General features: G+C 68.3%; 23 protein-coding genes. 7 read left to right on the forward strand and 16 right to left on the reverse strand.

Going from position 1 to position 19,964, the window contains the following annotated elements; translation table 11 throughout:
* Window position 1: 1 nt before the first annotated feature.
* Genes JWQ81_RS17635 through JWQ81_RS17690 form a run of 12 tightly spaced genes read right to left on the reverse strand, consistent with a single transcriptional unit; the run spans window position 2 to window position 10,012 of the window.
* Entirely contained in the window at window positions 2–343 is a 342-nt protein-coding gene (locus JWQ81_RS17635; RefSeq protein ID WP_297542808.1) for a hypothetical protein, read from the reverse strand.
* A gap of 11 nt (window positions 344–354) precedes the next feature.
* Window positions 355–873, reverse strand: coding sequence for a phage baseplate assembly protein V (locus tag JWQ81_RS17640; RefSeq protein ID WP_297542810.1), 519 nt, complete (start codon window positions 871–873; stop codon window positions 355–357).
* Window positions 870–1,991, reverse strand: coding sequence for a hypothetical protein (locus tag JWQ81_RS17645; protein ID WP_297542812.1), 1,122 nt, complete (start codon window positions 1,989–1,991; stop codon window positions 870–872). Before JWQ81_RS17645 ends, JWQ81_RS17640 begins: the two co-directional genes overlap by 4 nt.
* Window positions 1,984–2,316 (reverse strand): LysM domain-containing protein, encoded by a 333-nt coding sequence (locus JWQ81_RS17650; protein WP_297542814.1) that lies wholly within the window; start codon window positions 2,314–2,316, stop codon window positions 1,984–1,986. Before JWQ81_RS17650 ends, JWQ81_RS17645 begins: the two co-directional genes overlap by 8 nt.
* Window positions 2,317–2,336: 20 nt before the next feature.
* A complete protein-coding gene (locus JWQ81_RS17655) occupies window positions 2,337–2,969 on the reverse strand; it encodes a hypothetical protein (RefSeq protein WP_297542816.1) in 633 nt (210 codons plus the stop codon).
* The gene (locus tag JWQ81_RS17660; RefSeq protein WP_297542818.1) at window positions 2,966–3,214 is read right to left on the reverse strand and encodes a hypothetical protein; all 249 of its coding nucleotides are present in this window, start codon (window positions 3,212–3,214) and stop codon (window positions 2,966–2,968) included. Before JWQ81_RS17660 ends, JWQ81_RS17655 begins: the two co-directional genes overlap by 4 nt.
* Entirely contained in the window at window positions 3,211–5,133 is a 1,923-nt protein-coding gene (locus JWQ81_RS17665) for an ATP-binding protein (RefSeq protein ID WP_297542820.1), read from the reverse strand. The genes JWQ81_RS17660 and JWQ81_RS17665 overlap by 4 nt, the downstream gene beginning before the upstream one ends.
* Window positions 5,130–6,365: a DUF4255 domain-containing protein gene (locus JWQ81_RS17670; protein ID WP_297542822.1), complete on the reverse strand. Its 1,236-nt coding sequence runs from the start codon at window positions 6,363–6,365 to the stop codon at window positions 5,130–5,132. Before JWQ81_RS17670 ends, JWQ81_RS17665 begins: the two co-directional genes overlap by 4 nt.
* The gene (locus tag JWQ81_RS17675; protein ID WP_297542824.1) at window positions 6,362–7,174 is read right to left on the reverse strand and encodes a hypothetical protein; all 813 of its coding nucleotides are present in this window, start codon (window positions 7,172–7,174) and stop codon (window positions 6,362–6,364) included. Before JWQ81_RS17675 ends, JWQ81_RS17670 begins: the two co-directional genes overlap by 4 nt.
* Window positions 7,171–7,881 carry a hypothetical protein gene (locus JWQ81_RS17680; RefSeq protein WP_297542825.1) on the reverse strand — a complete coding sequence of 237 codons (711 nt, stop codon included), beginning with the start codon at window positions 7,879–7,881 and terminating at the stop codon, window positions 7,171–7,173. Before JWQ81_RS17680 ends, JWQ81_RS17675 begins: the two co-directional genes overlap by 4 nt.
* Window positions 7,882–7,883: 2 nt before the next feature.
* On the reverse strand, window positions 7,884–8,408 hold the full coding sequence (locus JWQ81_RS17685; RefSeq protein ID WP_297542827.1) for a phage tail protein: 525 nt from the start codon (window positions 8,406–8,408) through the stop codon (window positions 7,884–7,886).
* A gap of 20 nt (window positions 8,409–8,428) precedes the next feature.
* Window positions 8,429–10,012, reverse strand: a complete 1,584-nt coding sequence (locus JWQ81_RS17690; RefSeq protein WP_297542829.1) for a phage tail sheath C-terminal domain-containing protein — start codon at window positions 10,010–10,012, stop codon at window positions 8,429–8,431.
* A gap of 167 nt (window positions 10,013–10,179) precedes the next feature.
* Here JWQ81_RS17690 and JWQ81_RS17695 point away from each other — a divergent pair, with 167 nt between their 5' ends.
* Entirely contained in the window at window positions 10,180–10,392 is a 213-nt protein-coding gene (locus tag JWQ81_RS17695) for a hypothetical protein (RefSeq protein WP_297542831.1), read from the forward strand.
* A 58-nt stretch (window positions 10,393–10,450) separates the two neighbouring features.
* On the opposite strand, the gene JWQ81_RS17700 is transcribed toward JWQ81_RS17695, so the two are convergent.
* Window positions 10,451–10,960 carry a VOC family protein gene (locus tag JWQ81_RS17700; protein WP_297542833.1) on the reverse strand — a complete coding sequence of 170 codons (510 nt, stop codon included), beginning with the start codon at window positions 10,958–10,960 and terminating at the stop codon, window positions 10,451–10,453.
* A 22-nt stretch (window positions 10,961–10,982) separates the two neighbouring features.
* Window positions 10,983–11,945 (reverse strand): LysR family transcriptional regulator, encoded by a 963-nt coding sequence (locus JWQ81_RS17705; protein ID WP_297542835.1) that lies wholly within the window; start codon window positions 11,943–11,945, stop codon window positions 10,983–10,985.
* A 177-nt stretch (window positions 11,946–12,122) separates the two neighbouring features.
* Between JWQ81_RS17705 and JWQ81_RS17710 the strand changes: the two genes are divergently transcribed.
* Genes JWQ81_RS17710 through JWQ81_RS17720 form a run of 3 tightly spaced genes read left to right on the forward strand, consistent with a single transcriptional unit; the run spans window position 12,123 to window position 13,520 of the window.
* Entirely contained in the window at window positions 12,123–12,743 is a 621-nt protein-coding gene (locus JWQ81_RS17710; RefSeq protein WP_297542837.1) for a hypothetical protein, read from the forward strand.
* A complete protein-coding gene (locus JWQ81_RS17715; protein WP_297542839.1) occupies window positions 12,740–13,108 on the forward strand; it encodes an SgcJ/EcaC family oxidoreductase in 369 nt (122 codons plus the stop codon). The genes JWQ81_RS17710 and JWQ81_RS17715 overlap by 4 nt, the downstream gene beginning before the upstream one ends.
* Window positions 13,109–13,136: 28 nt before the next feature.
* A complete protein-coding gene (locus tag JWQ81_RS17720) occupies window positions 13,137–13,520 on the forward strand; it encodes a VOC family protein (RefSeq protein ID WP_297542841.1) in 384 nt (127 codons plus the stop codon).
* A 138-nt stretch (window positions 13,521–13,658) separates the two neighbouring features.
* Here the strand turns inward: JWQ81_RS17720 and JWQ81_RS17725 are convergent, their stop codons facing one another.
* Both JWQ81_RS17725 and JWQ81_RS17730 read right to left on the reverse strand, forming a co-directional pair.
* The gene (locus JWQ81_RS17725) at window positions 13,659–14,942 is read right to left on the reverse strand and encodes a hypothetical protein (protein WP_297542843.1); all 1,284 of its coding nucleotides are present in this window, start codon (window positions 14,940–14,942) and stop codon (window positions 13,659–13,661) included.
* Window positions 14,943–14,945: 3 nt separating this feature from the next.
* Window positions 14,946–16,463: a cell shape-determining protein gene (locus JWQ81_RS17730; protein WP_297542845.1), complete on the reverse strand. Its 1,518-nt coding sequence runs from the start codon at window positions 16,461–16,463 to the stop codon at window positions 14,946–14,948.
* A gap of 418 nt (window positions 16,464–16,881) precedes the next feature.
* Here JWQ81_RS17730 and JWQ81_RS17735 point away from each other — a divergent pair, with 418 nt between their 5' ends.
* Genes JWQ81_RS17735 through JWQ81_RS17745 form a run of 3 tightly spaced genes read left to right on the forward strand, consistent with a single transcriptional unit; the run spans window position 16,882 to window position 19,896 of the window.
* Window positions 16,882–17,631, forward strand: coding sequence for a CDP-alcohol phosphatidyltransferase family protein (locus JWQ81_RS17735; RefSeq protein ID WP_297542847.1), 750 nt, complete (start codon window positions 16,882–16,884; stop codon window positions 17,629–17,631).
* 14 nt (window positions 17,632–17,645) lie between these two features.
* Entirely contained in the window at window positions 17,646–18,062 is a 417-nt protein-coding gene (locus JWQ81_RS17740) for an adenylyltransferase/cytidyltransferase family protein (protein WP_297542849.1), read from the forward strand.
* Between the two features lie 52 nt (window positions 18,063–18,114).
* Entirely contained in the window at window positions 18,115–19,896 is a 1,782-nt protein-coding gene (locus tag JWQ81_RS17745; RefSeq protein WP_297542850.1) for a right-handed parallel beta-helix repeat-containing protein, read from the forward strand.
* Window positions 19,897–19,964: the final 68 nt, after the last annotated feature.

The raw sequence follows: 19,964 nt of genomic DNA on the forward strand, positions 1-19,964 counted from the left end.
GTCACGTCGCAATCGCGCGGGGGATCATGGAGTCCACCAGCGCCGGCGGTGATGCGGGCGGCACCGGCGGGACGCAGACTCCGTCGGCGGTCACCGGCGACCCCGCGGGCGGGACGGCCTGCAGGACGATCGGCTGCCCGTCGGCCAGTACCCTGGTGGACAGGTTGCCCCACACCACGTTCGCGCAGATGTTCTTCGGGCAGGCGACCATCATCTGGTCGGCGGCACCCACCACGGGAACGCCGTCCATCAGCACCCGCGGCGGCCCGCTGGGCGTTATGGTCACCGGTCCCTGGTGCAGACAGGTCAGCACCGCCGCGGTGGTCATCACGAAGCCCGGCATGATCTCCCCCTCTAGAACGGAATGGTCAACGCACCGTTGTTGATGCTGACCAGCGGACCCGGGCCCAACGTGATCGAGGCGCCCTGTCCGTTCGAAATCTGGATACCGAGCTCGTTCATCTTGATGAACGGCCCGGCCGGTCCGTGCAGCTGGATCTGGATCCCGCCGGTCGGCCCCGGCAGATCCGTGATCAGCAGGTAGTTCTGCGTCGGCGTGCCCAGCACGACCTGCGGCACGCCGGGCGGGATGGTCTGCGCGACCGGCGGCGCGTCACCGACGCCGCCGCGCCAGAACCCGGTCCACACGGCACGGTCGATATCGCCGTCGAGGAACTGGATCCAGACCCCGGAGCCGATCATCGGGACGACGTTCATCCCGGGCGCGGCCGCGTGGGCGCTGGCCCAGATACACGGATCTCCGCCGAGGACGTCGGTGACTCCGACCAGCACCCGGTTCTCGTTGGTGAGGTCGATGTTGTTCGTCACCACGCCCTGGTAGAGGCCGTGATACTTCTTCGCATCCGTCGTCATGTGCCCACCCTGTCCACGAAGGGGACAAAGCCGTCCCTCGTCAGTTCGAAGCTCTGCTTGTATTCCCCGCGTTTGATCTCGTGGGTGACCTTCTTGACGTAGTAGAGCCCGTCGTAGGCCAGTCCGGCGCCGCGCACGCCGACGAGGTTGCGGGCCTTGAGCACCTGCCCATACCGCAGCACGTCAAGCTTTCCGTTGCCGGTGACCGCGTCCGACGCCTTGGTCGTCTGACTCAGCCCGCGCAGCATGACGTCGACGATCGGCCTGCCACCGATGTTGGGCAGCGGCTGCTCCTTGAGGGTGACCGCCTGTCTTACCGCGAGCGGCGGGCGGAGCAACGAGACATCGGGAACCGGGATCGAGATCCCGATCTTGGTGGTCGGTTCGGTGAGGCGGATCGTGTACTGCATCCTGGCCATCCCGTCGAAACCGAACGACAGGGATTCCACATTGCCCGTAGTGCCCGAATCCACTGTCAGTGCGGGTTGCACGAACCCGGCACGCGCCTGCGGCCCCCAGTACGCGGTGCTGATCCCGGGCTTCGGACCGGGGATGAGGAAGAAGGAGTAGCCGGCCTCGGACGCGAGTGCGTAGATGTGGTCCAGGTCCGTGCTCGACTGGATCGGAATGTTCCGGAGCGGGTCCGGCGCGGTCGGGAACACCGCGGGCACCGGCGCCGGGATGATCCCATACATCGTGTACTTCATCAGGATGCGCAGCACCCGCAGGTGCAGCGGCATCGCGGGGAAGAAGTCCTCTTCGTGCCGCAGGTCCATCAGCGCGGTGAGGTCCAACCCGGTGACAGTCAGGGTGGACGCGCCCGGGGTGTCGCTCGGGGTGAGCTCATGACGGGTGATGATGCCGTCCATCAGGACTTCGGTGGCCCCGCCGACAACGGCCGCGAGCACCACTCTCGCCGGCGGGTCGAGCACGCCGGCGGGCAGCAGCGTCTCGGTGATCACCGAACGCTTGCTGACCGCGAACGTCAGCTGGAACCCACTGGGCCCGTCGACGCTCGAAGTCACCTGCGCGGACTGCAGCGCGTCCATCAGCTGCTGCGGCGCCGGCACCGCGACGACGTTGCCGATCATCAGCAGGAACTGCAGGCTCTTAGCCATTACCCGCACCCCCTGGCCGGGTGGCCATCCCGGTGGCCATCGGCAGCACAGTCGCCAGGGTGATCCGCAGGGTCCGGCCGGGTACCGCGGTCAGCTCATCGGTGTCCATCGCGCCGTTCGCGTCCGCGATCTGCCAGGCCCGCTCGGCGTCGCCGAACTCCTTGCCCGCGACGCGGTCCAGCCGATCCACCGGCAGCACGCGGTACTCCCCGATCTGCGTGAGGTCCTCGGGGTGCGGCAGGAAACGACGCCGCACATACGCGACCTTCCGGCCGTCCGGTGAGACGTAGGTGACAGTGGGCAGGCCCTGGTAACGGCTGGTCATCGAGAACACGGTTTCCCCCTTCAGATTGTGGTCAGGCCGACTTCGGCGATCAGGTGGCCGAAGGTGGCGGAGAACCCTTCCTTGCGGCCCTGGTAACCGAGATAGAGCCAGCCGCCTTTGTTGCCATAACCGAGGTCGTCGACCGTGAGCACCCTTACCCCGATCGAGACCTTCGCCCGGACCGGGTTGAGCGCGGGGTCGAACATCTCCTCGGTAATGCTGAAGTCGGTGATCCGCACCGGCACCACCCGGCTTTTGCCCAGCACCAGCACCAGCAGCGGGGACTCGGCGGGCGCGATCTCGATCATGCCCTTCCCGGCCAGCCGGTTCTCGTCGAGCAGCTGGGCGGTCGAGGGGTAAATGCTCAGCTCCAAAGTGGACAGTAATGGGAACAGCCCGTCCGGATAGGACTCCGGCGCGTCGGTCGCGTCGAACTCCGCATCGAACTTGTAGGACTCGTGCGGCGGCCCTTTGAGCCGCAGCACCTCCAGCCGGTCACCCGGCTCGCCGCCGATTCCCTGCGGCTGCAGGGTCCGGGTCAGCGTGTCCGGGTTGTACTGGAACGGGATCGTGTTCTTCGGCAGGCCGAGATCCGGGTCCACCAGTACGAACCCGCCCCGGACCGGACGTGGTGCTTCAGGAAATGCGGTCATGGTGTCCGTCCTCCGACAAGTCCACTGTGAATCGAACGGGCGATGCCCCGGCCCAGCGAGCCCGCCGGTCCGGCCGACACCCGCGGCGCCTCGACCCGGCGTTGGCGCCGGGACTCCTGCCAGGTCGACCGGGGAGACGCCAGCACCAACCGGGACAGCTCCGCGTGCAGGGCCCGCTCGATCGCGCGAGGGTCGCCGCTGACCCCGTCGAGCACCACGCGGTCGATCCGCACTCGGATGTTCACGACGAACCTCCCGCTTCCCAGGCGAAGTCTTTCGCCCGTACCGGCATTTCCAGCTTTTCGAACTCGGCCCGCGCGGCGTCCAGCACGATCGGCATGGTGATCGCGGAGCCGCGCGACGCCGCGAGGAACGCGGCGTTGAGCACGATGTTGCGAGTCATCCCGCCGTTGGTCTGCAGCTGCGCGAGCCGGTCGAAATCCAGCTCGCCCCTCGGCGCCCGCTCCGGGAACGCCTTCTCCCACAAGACACGTCGTTCCGCCGGGCCGGGAAAGGTGAAATCGACGACGAATCGCAGCCGGCGCAGGAACGCGGTATCGAGCGCAGAGCGCATGTTCGTCGCCAGTATCGCCAATCCCCGGTACTGCTCCATTCGCTGCAACAGGAAGTTGGTCTCGATATTGGCGTAGCGGTCGTGCGAGTCCTTGACTTCGGTCCGCTTGCCGAACAGTGAATCGGCTTCGTCGAAGAACAGGATCGCCCCACCGGTCTCCGCCGCGTCGAACAGCCGTCGCAGGTTCTTCTCGGTCTCCCCGATGTACTTGTCGACCACCGCGGACAGATCGATCCGGTACAGATCCAGGTTCAGCCTGCGGGCGAGCACTTCGGCCGCCATCGTCTTGCCGACCCCGCTGGGCCCGGCGAACAGCACGCTGACCCCGAGCCCGCGGGTGGCCCGATCACCGAACCCCCACGTCTCATAAACGGTGGTGCGCTGAGGAACCTGCTCCGCGATCCGCCGCAGCAACCCGTCGGCCGCGGGCGAGAGCACGAGGTCGTCCCAATCCACCTTCGGCTCCAGCCGCTGCGCGAGCGAGTCCATCCGCGGGCGGGTACGAGCCCGGCAGGCCTTCCACGCCTCAGCCGCATCCCCGCCGGAGGAGACCCCGATCTGGGCGATGGCAGGTACTTCGAGCGCGAACTGGGCGGCGAGCGAGTCGACGTCTGCCGTCTCGGCACCGGGTCCGAGCGCGGCACACCACGCCGGGACCCGCTCGGCCGGGGTCGGCGGCTCGACGTCCAGTACGAGGGACCGCCGACCGACGTCGCTCCAGCTCTCCCGAGCGGCGAACACGGCGGAGCCGCCGACTTTTCCAAGGAAGCGCGCCGCGGCCGACCTGTGGTGGTCCGAGTCGTCGGCATCGCCCGCATCGAGGTAGAGCGACAACGGCAGCAGCAACGCTTCGCGCTGCCACAAGCGCGCGAGGTCGTCCAGTTCGGCAGGGTGAGTGGGCAGTGCGGTGATCGCGAGCCGCAACGCGCTCAACCCACGCTCCTCCGCGGCGTGCGCCGCCACGAGCTGTTTGCTGACCTCGTCGGGACCGGCGAGCTGAACAACCAGGCCGTCCGCTGCGAGGATCCCGTCGACGACGGACTGCTGCGAAGGAGGTAGGTCGATGCCGACAACCGGTTCGAGCGGAGCCAGCAGCGGCGCCAACCGGTCGTCGAGGTAGTTGAGCCCCTTGAGGTAGTTGACGATCCGCTCGTCCGCCCGCAGCGCGCTGGCGATCAGCCCTTGGCCGGGGCGTGCGGTGACTTCGACCAGCCGCCAGCCGCGCAGGCCTCGTTGCGGCGCGACGATCTCCCACGCCGCCTCCGGCAGGATGCTCATCGCCAACCCGAACGTCGGGTACGGGGTCAATTCGTTTCCGTGCGCCCGCGCGCAAAGCTCGGCGATCGACGGATCGAGCTCGACGGATGCGCACAGCAGCAACGTGTCCCGCTCGAACCTCGACAGGCCCAGTTGCCGGGCGAGCTGCACCAACGCCGGCGGTGGCGAGCACGCTTCGGCCTCGCGGATTGCATCTTCTGCCGCAGCGAGCCGTTCCTCGTCGGCGTCAAGGCGTAACAACAGCCGCAACCATTCCAGTGAGGCGGTCAGGAACCGGCCGTTCACGGTCTCCCAGTCCTGAGCGGCGTTCACTGGTTCACCGTGACCAGCTGGGTGCCGTCGAAGACCGGCTTGTCGCCGGACCGGTCGACCAGCACGCTGTCCACCCCGGCGACCCGCAGGCGCACGGGATAACGCCCCGGCTCGACGTCGGTCACGAGGAACCGCGGGTGGTCGAGAGGTCTCGGCGGTTGTCCCGGAACCACGTTCGGCGCGACCGAGCGCGACCCGAACAGCAGCGAAACCTGTTGTCCCGGCAAAGGCCCCGGAACGAACGTGACCTCGACGACGATGGTGTGCCGGGCGTCGCGGGTGGTCGTCAACGGGAGGCCCGCGGTGACGGTCGGCGCGATCGAGAGCGGAACCTCGTTGGTGGTGGTCACCACGCGATCGGCACCGGTGCCCGACGCCAGTTCGAGTGCGACGGACCACAGCCCGGCCGGATAGACGGTGTTCGCGGCGGACAGCGTGAACCGCACTTCGGACGATCCGGCGCTGAGCAGCCGAACCGGTACAGGCCGGCTCAGCAGCGGATGACTGAGCACGACGGTGGCGGTGTCCGCGTCGAGGTTGACACCCTGCAGCGTCACCTCTTCACCGGCCCGCGCGGCGGTCTGCCGGTGGGCGGGCGCAGCCGCGGTGAGCACCGGCAGCGGCGAGTCGAGATTCGCGTCGGCGACCGGGCCGCGGTCGTTCCGGCCCCGCGAAAGCACCGGCACACCCGCCCGTATCGGAATCCCGCTGTCGAGTAGCACCACCCGCACCTCGAAAGCCGCGGAAAGCCGGTACGGCGTCTGGAAAGCCGACCAGAGCGAGTAGATGTCCTTCTCTTCCAACGGTTGCCAGGTGATGCGGATCCGGTCCAGCTGCTCGCCGACGTCGCTGGGGGTCCGCGCGCCGCGCAGGTCATCGCGGGTGAGCACGGGATGGTCGTGCAGCGTCCGGATCGCCGCCCCGAGCATCCGGTGCGCGGCCGGGTCGTGTCCACCTGGGACATACGGCGTGATCAGGTAGTGCAGGACCAGTGGCACACCGGGATCGGCGGTTTCCCCGCGATGGACGTCGAGCGGATCCTCGTTGCGCAGTGAACTGTCCACATCGGCCTGGTAGAGGAACAGGTTCAGCCGGGATTCGGTACTGCTGACGGCCACCTCGTTCGGCGGCATCGTGACCACCTTGCTCCCCGGTTCGGCCAGGTCGACGGCCGCGTGGATCAGGTGGCCGAGGGTCTCGGTGACCGCGGCGATGGCGAAGACGTCACTCATTTCCGGGCACCTCCCGCCCGTCCGCGCAGGTAGTCGTCCAGGCTCAGCACTGGGCGTCTCGGCTGTTCGGCCCGCTTCGGCGCGGCGGGCTCGGCTGTGGCCTTGACCTCGACCCGGCCGATGCTGATGTGCACTGTCGGTTCGGCCGCCATCCGGCTGGACCGCCGGGAGGCCGGTGGGAGCGGCACGGCAGCCGGGCGAACCGGCTGGTCACGACGCGTGGCCGAGACAGTGGAGTAAGCGGAGTGAGCGGGGTGCAGCGGCTGGTCGTCGTCGGCGGCCGGGCGCACAGGGTGAGCGTGGTGCACCGGGTCCGGCGGCCGGATGGGGACTTCCGGCCGTGCCGTCTCGGCACCAGGCGTCGTCACGGGATGTCCCGTCTGCAGTGTTGGCAGAGTTGGTACCGCTGTCTGTGCCGGTGCGGGGACAGACGCGGAGTCCAGCTCAGCCGTTCGCTCGGGTAGCGACTCCCGATCCGGCGCCGCGAGTGTCCGCGACACGTGAACCGTTCGGACCTCCGCCAGAGGGGAGCCGATCGGCGTCGGATTTGCTGGCAGCAGTGGGGTTTCGCTCGCCCGTACCGGTGTGACCGAGGGGACGCCAGGAGCATCGGGGTCGGGTTGGACCGGGGTCCGTGAGGCGGAGGGCCCGGCGGACGTCGTCGGTGCGGCGGTTTCGGTGACCGCCCCCATCGGCGCGGCCGACTGCGCGGTCGATCCGGCGACTGGTTCGAAGAACGAAGGCAGCAGGGGGCGCACGGCCGGGGCAGCCGTCCGGCCGAGCAGCCGGTCCGCGAAGTCGTTCTTCATGAGGCCATCTCCAGGTAGAACCGGCGGCGCGCCGGGCTCACCGCGAGCACCTCGGCCTCGGACCAGCCGTAGGCGCTCGCCAGCAGGTGTACGTCGTGCACCAGGCGTCGTACGTAAACGTCCATCTCTCCCCACAGGTAGGCCGTGATGTCGAACGGCGAGCTCCACTCGTGCCCGCAGGCCGCACAGTCCAGTTCGAGCAGGACGTCGGCTTGCGGGTCGCAAGTGGACAGTGCTTCGGCCAGCGCGTCGAGCACCGGGTCTCCCAGTGCGCCGACGTCGATCTCCCGGCCGTCCCGCGTGGCGCCGACCACACATCGGGAAAGCAGTCGCCGGCGGGCGTCGGGCTCGTGCGGACCGACTTCGAGGAGGTCCCGGCTGGTGATCGGCCGGAACTCCACGTCGACGCCGTCGACGAGGACCCGCCGTTCGCTCTGGGGCTCGGCCGCGCGCACGTCGTCGACGGTGAGCTCCAGCTCGAGCTCCTCCGCGCATCCCGGGCAGGTCACCACGCTCGGCAGGACGCTGCCGAAACACCTTTCCCGCAAGGCCAGCACGAACTCCGCGCGACGGCCGATGCTGAGATCGGCCACAGTGGACGGATTCGCGCCACCCGAAGCCGCCAGCACCAATGCCCGCCGCACCCCGCCGTGTCCGCTACCGGCTTCCCAGACCGCCAGCAGCCCGGCCTCGGTCAGCGCGGCCATGGTCAGCTCGGGTCTTCGAAGCTGTTCTCGACGGGCTCCGGCAGGTCCTCACGCACCCAGCCCTCGTTCTCCAGCTTGATGTGCTGGATGGCCACCGCGTTCGCGTTCGCGTCCAGATCGGACACCGGCTGGTATTCCGAGACCCAGCAGTTGAAGACCTGATAGGACAGCACTTTCTGGCCGGCTTCGTTGAACACGTCGACCAGCAGGTCACGGCGGAAGTCTTTCAGCGAGCTCTCCAGCCCACCGGAGGCGTTGGTGAAGCTCCACACGCGGTTCGCCCACTGTTCGAACACCTTGTCGTTGGTGACTCCGCGTTCGAGGGTGATGGCGTCGTATTCGGTCCGCCCTGGCAGTTTGAAGCTGGTCGCCGGGTCCCCGCCGCTGCGGTGCTTGATGACCTCGGTGCTGCGTTTGAACCCGGTCACCTTCGTCACCGCGGCGATGTATTCGGTGCCACCGCTGAACTTCACCCGGAACCGGAAGTTCTTGTACGGATCACGTCGTTTCGTCTTGCTGTCGACCATGACTGCGTTGTCCCCTCTGGCTAGACCTGGATCTGACCGGCGAGCTGCTGGATCTGGATGATGACGAACTCCGCCGGCTTCAGCGGCGCGAACCCGACCTGGATGTTGACGATGCCCTGGTCGATGGTGTTCTGCGGATTGTTCGTCGCGTCGCAGGTCACCTTGTAGGCCTGCTGCGGGGTGCTGCCCTGGAAAGCGCCCTGGCGGAACAGGTTGTTCATGAACGCGCCGACGTTGAGCCGCACCGAGGACCACAGCGGCTCGTCGTTCGGTTCGAACACCACCCACTGCGTGCCGCGGTACAGGCTTTCCTCGAGGAACAGCGCGAGCCGCCGCACCGGGACGTACTTCCACTGGTCGGCCCGCTGGTCCGAACCGAACCCGGTGCGCGCGCCCCAGGCCACGTTCCCGAAAACGGGAAGCGTGCGAAGGCAGTTGAGCCCTTGGGGATTCAGCCGGCCGTTCTCGAGATCGTTCATCTTCAGCGTGAGTTTCGAAACGCCGTTCAGCGTAGCGTCGGTGCCGGCTGGGGCCTTCCACACGCCACGCTGGACGTCGGTACGTGCCCAGATACCCGCGATCACGCCGCTGGGGGCGAACTCCCGCACGAAACCGTTCTGTTTCGGGTCGGCTGCCGTGATGCGGGGGAAGTAGAGCGCGGAATTGGCGCCGCCTTCGGCCGTGAGCGCGGTGCCCGCTCGGACGCCGTCGAACGCCGCCTGCACGCTCGTCCAGCCCTCCGGCGGGTCGGCGATCAGCATCGCGCGGTGGTCGACGCAGAACTTCAACGCCGTGGGGATAAAGGCGTGGTCAACCGCGAGCCCCGGCAGGCACAGGATGTTGAAGATGTCGGCCTTCATCAGCTGATTGATACCGGTCTTGTCGAGGACCGATCCGATGTAGTCCGCATCCCCGGGCTTGTCGCCGTCAGCGCCGCTGGTCGCAGTCGCCTGGGTGTACCGGTCCGGCTTTTTCGGGTCGAAGGGGTCCGGTGACCCGTCCTTCGGGTCGATCGCTTTGTGTGGCTTCGGCAGGTTCGAGTCGCCACTGGTCACCGAGATCAGGCTGGACGACGCGAGCAGCTTCGCGAGACCCCGGGGGGCCGTCGGATCCGTGCTGACGTTGAGATAGCTCTCGGTAGCCCGGGTGGAAGAGTCGCGGACGGCCAGGTTGTAGGTGGTCTGCGGTGTCCCGTTGTCGTCGGGGTTGGCCTCGATCCGGACCAGCAGCGAGTCACCCCACTTTCCCGGGCTCGCCGCGGCGAGGACGAGGTCGCCCGTGGCGCCCGAGATTGTGATCGCCGACGACGTGGCCTTGGTGCCGGTTTCCCCGGGGTCCGTCCGCACGATCCGGACGATTTCGGCTTCGCTGCCGCCGTTCTGGTAAAACTGGTAAACCGCGTAGCTGAGGTCGCTCGACGTGTCGAGACCACCGAACTCCGACTCGTAGTCTCCCCAGTTCGTGATGTGGACCGGCCGGTCGACGGCACCTCTCGGTGCCGTGCCGACAAAGGCCGCGATCGAGGTGGGCACCCCGATGATCGTCCGAACCGCGCTCGGCAGCTCTTCGATGTAGACGCCCGGATAGGTGGGACTGATGGGCATGGCCGCGTCTCCCTTCGTTACACCCGCATTGGCTGCCTACTTTCCGCAGCCGCCGTCACCGACGCGTCACCGAACCCGTACGGCGGCTGCCCGATGGTGTGACGCCGCGGTGACGCGGGGGCAGGGAGGATCCAGGATGCCGACCCGCCGACGAACGGAGCCGACCCGTGGCCGACGATCCCGCCGACAGTGAGACGTCGGCAGCGCTGGTGATCCGGGTGTGGGCGCCCGCCAAGGGCCGCTTCACCGCGCGGCTGATCCGCGTCGACGACCTGCCACACGGCGAAGCGGTCAGCCAGGTGGCCGACACCGAAGACGACCTACTGGCACTGGTCCGCTCGTGGGTCGACGAGGTGACCGGGCGCCCCCAGGGCTCGTGACTGTTCCGGCCGCTTACGGTGTCCTACGGGACACCCGCACCCGGGCGTGCCGGAACGCTCACGAGCCCTGGACGGCGCCGATTCGTGCGCAGGCGCCCAAGGTGTGCGGCCCGTACTGCTCGATGTTCGCGGCGAGGTCGAGCTCACCTCGGCGGGCTTGGGCTTCGTCGTCGACCAGTTCGGGCGGAAGCAGCCAGCACACCTCGAACTCCAGTCCGTCCGGGTCCTTGGCGTACAGCCCTTTGGTCGTCCCGTGGTCGGTGGCTCCCACCAGTGCCCCGGCCGCCCGCAGCCGCTCGGCGCAGTCGCGCAGATCGGCGAGCGTCGGGACTTCCCAAGCGAGGTGGTACAGCCCGACCTCACCGGAACCCGCGCGGCTGCCGGCCGCGGCCGCGCCGATCTCGAACAGGCCGAGGTCGTGGTCGTTGGCGGAGTCGGCCGCCTGCAGGAACACCGACTTGGCCGTGCTGTGCACGATCCGGAATTCCAGCACGTCGACGTAGAACTCCGCGCTGCGCCGGCAGTCGCGGACCCACAGGACGGCATGGTTCAGACCTCGGATGGGCACAGGTGATCTCCTCTTCGAACACTCACGGCAGCGCGAAGTCCGCGCCGCCTCGATGCCACCATTCTGCGTACACCGGAGCGGCCTGCACCAGTTCGAGGTAGCCGCGGGCGATTTCGGCGCACAGGTCGTCGATCGTCGACGCCAGCACGGAGTCCGCGCGCCACGCGAGCACCAGCCCCCGGTACAGCGGGTTCCCGATCAGCGGTAACGTCGCGAGTCCCTGCCGTGCGCTGCCGATCGGGTAGAGCACGCAGACCGAGCCGCCTTCGGCGGTGAGCGCGAACGCGATGTGCGCCTCGTTGGTCAGATGGGTCACCCGCTGCTCGAACCCGGCGGCGGTGCAGGTGCGCGCGAAGAACTCGTTCATTCCGCTGTCATCGGGATGGGGCATGACCCACTTTTCCACGCCGAGTTCGGCGAGGGGGATCTCGTCCCGACCAGCCAGCCGGTGGTTCTCCGACACCCCGGTGAAAATCGGTTCCGTCAGCAGGAGGCGATGCTCGACCCCGTTGGGCAGGCGCAACGGGAAACCGGGAAACTCGCGCAGCACGGCGATGTCGAGCTCCCCGGAACCCAGCAAGGTGCGTAACGTGCCGGTTTCTCGAATGGTCCGGCTGCTGCACTCACGACCGGGCAGCACGGTCGCCAACGCGTTGACCAGCAGGCTGAACTGATGCGCCGGAACGCCACCCACCCGGATCGGGGCGCCGGCACCGCGCTGGACACTCAGCTGCGCGGTGCGCTCAAGGCGGTTCAGGCCGTCGAGCAGCGCTTTGGCGTCGCGAATGAACCCCGTGCCTGTTTCGGTCGTCAGCACGCCATCGGTGCTGCGCACGAACAGGGGGCCGCCCAGGTGCTTCTCGATCCGCTGCAGCTGGGTGGTCACGGCAGGCTGGGTCAGGGACAACGCGGCCGCGGCCTTGCGGAGGCTTCCCGTCTCGGCGATCGCGACGATCAGCTCCAGATGGCGGAATTCGAGACGCATCCAGGCATTCTACGGGCCGATCCGGACACTGAAGACGAAAGGCTATCGCCGAATGCAATAGCGCCATTCCGGCGACCTTGTCGATCTTTGGGCGGTTCACGTTTTTCCTTGCGGTACAACAGGCCTTGTCCCGTTTCCCCGAAGTACCCAGACGGGTGAGTCTTGGAGAGGTCCGGTGTGACCGAAGTCATCGACATCCCGGTGCAAACGCTCGGCAGGCAGGCTGTCCTGCTGTCCGACAGCGCGGTGCGGCGGTTCCTGGCCGCGGCCGCCGACGAATACGCGCGCATCACCCCGGACGAGCCGAGACCCTGTTTCGCCGTGCTGCTGGGCACCCAGACCGAGGCCGCGTTCGTGATCGACGACGTCGCGTTCGGCCGGAACGCGCGCAACAGCGATCCCAGCGCGCACGAGGAGTTCACCACCACGATCGTGCCTCGGTTCGGCTCGGCCTATGAGAACCCCGTGCGCGCCTGGTGGCTCGACCCGGTCGACCTCCTGCGTATCTCGCGCCAAGCGGCGAAACTGGGGTACGACATCCTCGGCTCGATCCACCTGCACCCGGACTGGCACCGCCTCGGCCCGGAGTCCGAAAGGGACTGTCCACTGAGCGACCGGCCGACCCCGATGGACGAGCACATGTTCCGCAGTTCCGGCTTGCCGGTCAACGTCGTCTGCTACTTGGAACAGCAGCACGGTGGGTTCTACTACTCACTGGCGGCCTGGTCCGAGGACTGCACTCCGCTCCCGCTTCGCGTGGACGCCGCGATGCCCCTGTCCACAAAGGAGTCACGTTGACCGACGAGCAGGAAATCCGCGGACTGTGGCAGACCATGGCCGAGGCCTGGGCACTGGGTGACGCGGGCAAGTTCGCGGGCGTGTTCTCCGAAGACGCCGACTTCGTGAACGTCCGCGGCGAAGAACAGGCCGGCCGCGCACAGGTCGAAGCCGGCCACGCGAAGTTGTTCGAGACGGTCTACCGGAACACGCACCTGGTGCCGGACGTCCGGCTGGTCCGTCCCGTCGCCGACGACGTCTGCCTGGTGCACGTCACTTCACAGGTGATGCCCGCTGGGGTCAGCACACACGCGCAGGCGCTGGTGACCCGTCGCGACGGCGAGTGGTCGATCGCCGCCTTCCACAACATGATCCCGCACCGCTGAAAGCGCACCGCCGAAAGGAAAGCCGACCATGCCCAGGCCCCGCCTGCGCCACCTCGCGTTCGTCGTCCAGGACGCGAAGAAGCTCGCTGATTTCTACCGCGAGCAGTTCGCGATGGAGCTGTTCCACCAGGACCCGGACGGCAGCCACTTCCTGACCGATGGCTATATCAACCTCGCGCTGATCCAGCAGCGGCTCGATGGGGACGTCGCAGCCGGGTTCAACCACTTCGGCTTCGAGGTCGACGCCGTCGAACCGATCGCCGACCGGCTCGCCGCGGCAGGCTTGCCGCGTCCCGCCCAGCGCCCGAGCGACCGCCCCTTCGCCGAATACCGCGCGATCGACCCCGAGGGCAACTGGTTCGACCTCTCCGCCCACGGCTTCCTGCCCCCCGGCGTCGCCGAAGCGCAGTAGCGCTCTGGGGCTGCCGGGCACATCGACTGGATCAGAAGCCCGCGTCCGTGAGGCACCTGGTGCGCCCGGGACCCGCGTGAGTGAACGACCGCTCAACCGAAGTCGACTCGCTCGCGAGTGCACAACGCGGAGTTTGTCTCAGATGTGATGGATGATCACGGTGGCTTCCAGGTCGACGCGGCGGGTGAGGACCGGCCCCTGTTTCCGGGTGCGCAACGCCAACGCGCGGAGCCGCCAGAGGGAGTACACGCCGCCGACGGCCATCAGCCACGGCACGAGGTTCAGCGACAGCCCGGCCAGCAACGCCGCCCACGCCAGGCCGAGGCCCGCGACGGAGTCGACGAACCGGGTCATGAACACCGCGCGGGACAGCTTCCGCGCCACCACCTCGGTCACATACGGCAGGCCGGCCGCCCACACGCCGAGATAGGCGACCCAGCCGAGCAGCAGCCAGGGGTCGACCGGCGCCTTGGTCATCAGCTTGCCCAGCGGCCCGGCGAACAGCGCCATCGCGCCGCCGCCGAACACGGTCACCGCGGTCAGCAGGTACGCCGCGCGGGTGGCCAGCCTGCTGGTGCTGCCGTCGCCGCGTTTCTCCCCCGCCGCGAACCCCGCCAGCAGGAAGCTTCCGGCGCCGTTGATGATCACCTGCAGGGGGGCGATGACCAGGCGTCCGGCTTCGAGGATGCCGACCGCGGTCAGCGAGACCAGGTTGGCCACGAGCAGCCTGGACAGGAGCAGCGCGGTCGGTCGCAGGGCGGCCTGCAGCGAGCGCCACCCGGCGAAGGTCGCGACCTGCCTCATCGCCGCGCGGGCCCGGCGCAGCCGGCTGACCTCGTCGCGGGGGACCTGGGCGAACCCGACGGTGACCGCGGCCAGCGCGCCGACAGCCATCGCCGCGAACAGCATGGTCAACGTCACCTTGCCGGCCACCAGGTACCAGCTGCCCAGCGCGACCACCGTGCCGATCAGGTACGTCAGGTCGTTCGCGACGAGCTTCCAGAACTCGAGCCGCGCGATCAGCAGACGGCGGAAGGTCTCCTCCATCAGCCAAGCCACCAGCATCGCCGCGTAGACGAACGCGGTGGTCCACTGACCGTGGCGGACGAGGAGCACCCAGGTGAACCCGACCGCGAACGTCGCCACCCACAGGATCAGCGCGCTGTTCGCGAGCGCGGCCCGGATCGGCGGGGCGTGCCGGTCGAGGACGGCCAAGCTGTCGCCCACATACCCGGTGAACAGCGCGGTGGCACTGACGAGAAGGGACAGGAGCAGCGCGAAGACGCCGTACTCCAGCAGGCCCAGCGCCCGTGCCGCGATCACCTGCAGCATGAGGCTGGTGCCCGCGTTCAGGCCCTGGGAGATGACCGGCGCGCCGACCTTACCGAGCAGCCCGCGCAGCGCTCCGAATACTTTGGACACGGGTCATGCAACGCCGTTCGGCGTCCAGACCACCGGGACCGCGCGCTTGGGGGCGTCCCGCTTGGGCCGCGCGAAGGTGAACAGGTACCCGGCGATCGTGCCCCCGAGCAGGCCGATCTGCTCGCGGAGCCGGTGCACGGCCTGTGTTTCGCGACCGCGGCGGACGACGACCACGACCCCGTCGGACTCCCGGATGATCGGCGAGACCTCCGGGGCGATGTCCGGCGAAGCGCAGTCGACCAGCACGAGGTCGTAAGTGGTGCGCATCGAGGCGATGGCCTTCTGCAGCAGGTCGGACCGGAAGTGGTCCAGCGTGGTCTCCTGGTAGAGGCCGGCCGGGATCGCCCACATCATCACCCGGTGCCCGAGGTCGATCGAGCGCACGCTCGACTCGGGCGCCACCGCGCCGACGGCGATCGCGGTCAGGCCCGCCGAGTCGAACCCCAGGCCGAGCGCGTCGGACAGGCCATGCGACCTGACCGCCGCGTCGATCATGAGGACCCGCGCGCCGCTCAGCGCGGCCGCCGTGGCCATCTGCAGGGTGGAGGTGGTGACGCCGTCGCCGGGGGCGCTGGAGGTGATGACCACGACCCCGCGGTCCACCGCGGTCCGCAGCCCCGAAGCGGCGAACTGGTACGGCCACAGCGGCGGGCTGCCGAGCTTCTTCAACCCGGCGACCTCGTCCTCGGCAAGCCCTTCGATGGTCGCGAGGACAGGCGAACCGGTCGCCGCCGCGAGGTAGTCAGGGCCGGAAACGCGGCGGTCGCGGTCGGCGCGCACCCAGGCCAGCACCGCGGCGAGCAGCGCGCCGAAGGCGATGCCGATGCCGCCGTCGCGCAGCACCGAGCGGGCCAGCCCCGAACCGTCCGCGACGGCCTTGTCCACGAAGGACACGCCGTCGCCGAACTGCTGGGCGGCAACGCGGACCGAGGTGGCCTGCTTGTCGAGATCGCTGAGGGTCTGCCCGGCGGCGAGGTTGTTCGGGTCGGACGGGTGAGTCGCCACGTCCGGAGTGAGGGACGCCACAACGTCGCGCCGGCGGGAGGCAAGCGCGTCGAGGATCTTCTGGCCCGCCGCCTGCACGTCGGCAAGCGACTCCGTGCGGTACGCCGCTGTCACCGCGTCGGCGATGGCTGTTGTCGAACCGACGCTGCCGGCCACGGTCAGGTCGATCGAATCTCCGTTCGTCGACGCCTTCGCCGTGACCTCGTCCCGCAGCTCGTTCACCGAGACGGCGCCGTGCAGGTTCGTGCTCGCCGTCGCCAGTACGCGGTCGGAAACGACGTACAACGCGCGCTGGTTCACGTAGCGGACGAAAGCCGGTTCACTGCCGGCGTCGACGCCGACGATGCCGGCTTTGTCGGGGGCTTTCAGCACGATATGGGCGGTGGCCGAGGAATGCGACGAGAAGGCGAGCGCGGCCACCGCGCTCAGCACGAACACCACCCCGACGATCACCAACGAACTCCACCGGTAACGCCAGAGCGCCTCGAGGATTTTCGGCGACGGCTGGTCGTCCATGCGTTGTTTGTCCGATCGTCGAGCGCGGTGCGGAACCGGGCACAAAAGGCGGCCGTGACCAGGGTATGGGCGGCAACGGCGAATATATCAGCAGCGACGGCCGACCCGGCGCTGCCATGAACCGAATCCGGCGCGCGCGACAGCCGGAAATAAGAACGAGGTCCGCTTCACCCTTCCGCCTCACTCTTCTGCGACCTGACGCGCTACACAGCGGTGGACACCGCTGCCAATGCAATCGGCCACATTCCGCCTGGCGTTACCGGATCGGAGCCTGTCGGCGCGGCTTATCCTGATATATTCGCACCGGTCACCGGCCGGGATGCCTGTTGTCACCGGCCTTGAAACGACAAGCAGGCGATCGGTGATTCCCCGGCCGGTACTCGACGTCCTTACGCGTTTCCCCAGGGGGATACTTCAGTTGACCACGGACAAACCAGCGAAGAGCGGCTTCGCGGCCGCGCTCGAACGCTTGCCGTCCGCGCAGAAGACCGCGAAAGGCGCCCCGGCCTACTCGCGTTTCGTCAACCGGAGGGCGGGCGGCTACCTGGCGGCCGCGGCGTTCCAGCTCGGGATGACGCCGAACCAGATCACCGCGGTGAGCGGGCTGTTCACCTTCGCCGGGATCGCCACGATCGCGCTCGCCACCCCGACGGTGGCGGTCGGCGTAGCGGTCTGTCTGGCACTGGTCGTCGGTTACGCGCTCGACGCCGCGGACGGGCAGCTCGCGCGGTTGCGCGGCGGCGGCAGCATCGCCGGTGAGTGGTTGGACCACATCGTGGATGCGGCGAAGATCTCCTCGCTGCACCTGGCGGTTCTGGTGTCGGGGTATCGCCACTTCGACCTTCCCCGCGGTTATCTGCTGGTGCCGATGGGCTTTTCGATCGTGGCGGCGGTGATGTTCTTCGCCATGATCCTCAACGACCAGCTGCGCCGGGTCCGCGGGATCGACCGCGACAGGTCGGGCAAACCGTCCACGCTGCGGTCGCTGCTGGTCATCCCGACCGACTACGGCTTGCTCTGCCTGGTATTCCTGCTGCTCGGTTTCCACACCGTGTTCGCCGTGGTCTACGGGCTGCTCTTCCTGGCGAACTTCGCCTTTCTGGTGCTGGCCTTGCGCAAGTGGTTCACCGACATGACAGCACTCGACAAGACAGCGCTCGACTCGTGAGCGAGGAGGACCGGATGCCCGTAGTGGGCTACGCGCCCGGCGCGTACGACATGTTCCACATCGGACACCTCAACATCCTGCGCCGGGCGAGCGAGCAGTGCGACCTGCTCATCGCCGGGGTCGTGTCCGACGAGGTGGTGCGCGAGGCCAAGGGCAAGCTGCCGATCGTGCCGTTCGCCGAACGGCTGGAGATCGTGCGCAGTATCCGCTACGTCCACAACGCGGTGCCGGACCTGCACACCGACAAGTTCGACTCGTGGCGGGAACTGAAGTTCGACGTGCTGTTCAAGGGCGACGACTGGCGGGGCACCGAACGCGGGATCAAGCTGGAAGCCCTGTTGTCCGACGTCGGCGCGCGGATCGTGTACTTCCCCTACACAGTGCAGACCTCGAGCACGGCGTTGCGCAAAGCCATCTCTTCACCCGCATGAGCCGCGCCGGCTTGAGCAGGCCGTGAGGGCTCGCTGGGTCCATAATGGTCGGATGTCCCCAAGATCACGACTGGTCGTCCTCGGAGCGATCGCCGCGGCCGCGGTGCTGGCGCTGGTGGTCGCCGCGCTGCCCAGCCGTGACGTCGAAACCCGGCCGGTCGCCGCGGGATCGACAGAACCGGCGGCGGTTCTCCCCGTCACGGGCGGAAACTACGCCGTCCCACCGGACGCGCTGGTCGTCTCCCCCGCCGGTCAGGACTCGGCGCCGGGAACCGCCGCACAGCCCCTGCGCTCGGTCGCCGCGGCCGTCGACCGGGCACCCGCGGGCGGCACGGTCGTGATCCATGGCGGTACCTATCGCGAGACACTGGGCCAGCTTTCGAAACGCCTCACGATCGAGTCCTACCCGGGCGAGCAGGTGTGGTTGAAGGGCAGCGTGGTGGTCTCCGCGTGGTCGCCGTCCGGGAAGCGCTGGCGGCACACCGGCTGGACGAGCGACCTCTGCCAGAACTGCTTCACCCCGGCCATCATCGACCCGGACCATCCGGTCGCCGGCTCACCGGACATGGTCTTCCTCGACGGGAAGTCCCTGCGCCAGGTCGACAAAGCCGCGGACGTGGGGCCGGGAACCTTCTTCGTGGACAGGCAGGCGAAGGCACTGGTCCTCGGTGACGCGCCGACCGGCCGGACGGTCGAGGCGACCAAGTTCGACCGGCTGGCCCAGTTCGATTCGGCTGCCGCGGGCGGCAGCGTGTTCCGCGGGATCGGCGTTGCCCAGTACGGCTCCAACCAGGACTACGGCAAGCACGGCGCGATGCTGGTGGTCAACGCCCCGAACGTGACCGTGGACAACACGACATTCGCCTGGTCGGCGTCCAGCGGGCTGGCGGTGTTCCAGCCGGGAGTGCAGGTTTCCGCGAGCTCGTTCTCGGACAACGGGCTGGTCGGGCTGGTCGCCAACCGCGCGGACCGGCTCCGGCTCACCGGTAACACGTTCACCGCGAACAACCAGGAGCACTTCTCGCTGAGCGGGGACGCCATCGGCGCCGCCGGCGCGAAGGTGACCCGGACGAAGAGCCCGTACGTCGCGGACAACAAGTTCGTCGGCAACATCGGCAGCGGCTGGTGGTGCGATCTGGGCTGCACCGACGCGACCGTGATCCGCAACCTGGCCAAGGACAACGTCGTCAACGGCCTCTACTACGAGGTTTCGTCACGGGCGCTCATCGCGTCCAACGTGCTCGACGGCAACGGCGCACGCGGGCTGAAGCTCTCGAGTGCCGACCAGGTACGCGTCTACCAGAACACCTTTCTCGGCAATGCGGTCTCCCTCGGCCTGTACAACGACAAACGCAGCCCGGATTCCGACCCGTACAGTGCGCAGGCCGGACTTTCCTGGCGCACCACCGGAACCGTGCTAGTGAACAATTTCTACGCCCAGGAAGAATCCGGCAACCCGGTGGTGGAATCGGCCGACTACAAAGCCGATTCCGAGAGCGACCGGGCCTTCGTTGCGACCAGCGACGGCAACGCCTATCTCCGGACGAAAGCCGAGGACCCGGCTCCGCTGCTCACCTGGTGCGGCGACGGCGGGGTGTCGAAGGAATACGGCTCGCTGGCCGAGTTCTCGCACGCGACCGGAAGCGACACCCACAGCCTGACGCGAGACCTGACGACGTCGCCGTTCAAAACCCCCGCGAAGAACGACTACTCACTACTTCCCGGCGCCCCGGGCCTAAGCGCAGGCCGCCCCCTACCCGTCGACATCGTCGCCGCCCTAGGCGTCCACCCCGCCCCGGCCCCGAACATCGGCACCCTGACCCCGATCCGCTGACGCCGCGGCTCACACGCATTCGTATGGGGGCGACCCCTCGCCACCGCCGTCACGGAACCCGCCCAACC

It is taken from the genome of Amycolatopsis sp., from assembly GCF_025464955.1.
GTDB lineage: Bacteria > Actinomycetota > Actinomycetes > Mycobacteriales > Pseudonocardiaceae > Amycolatopsis.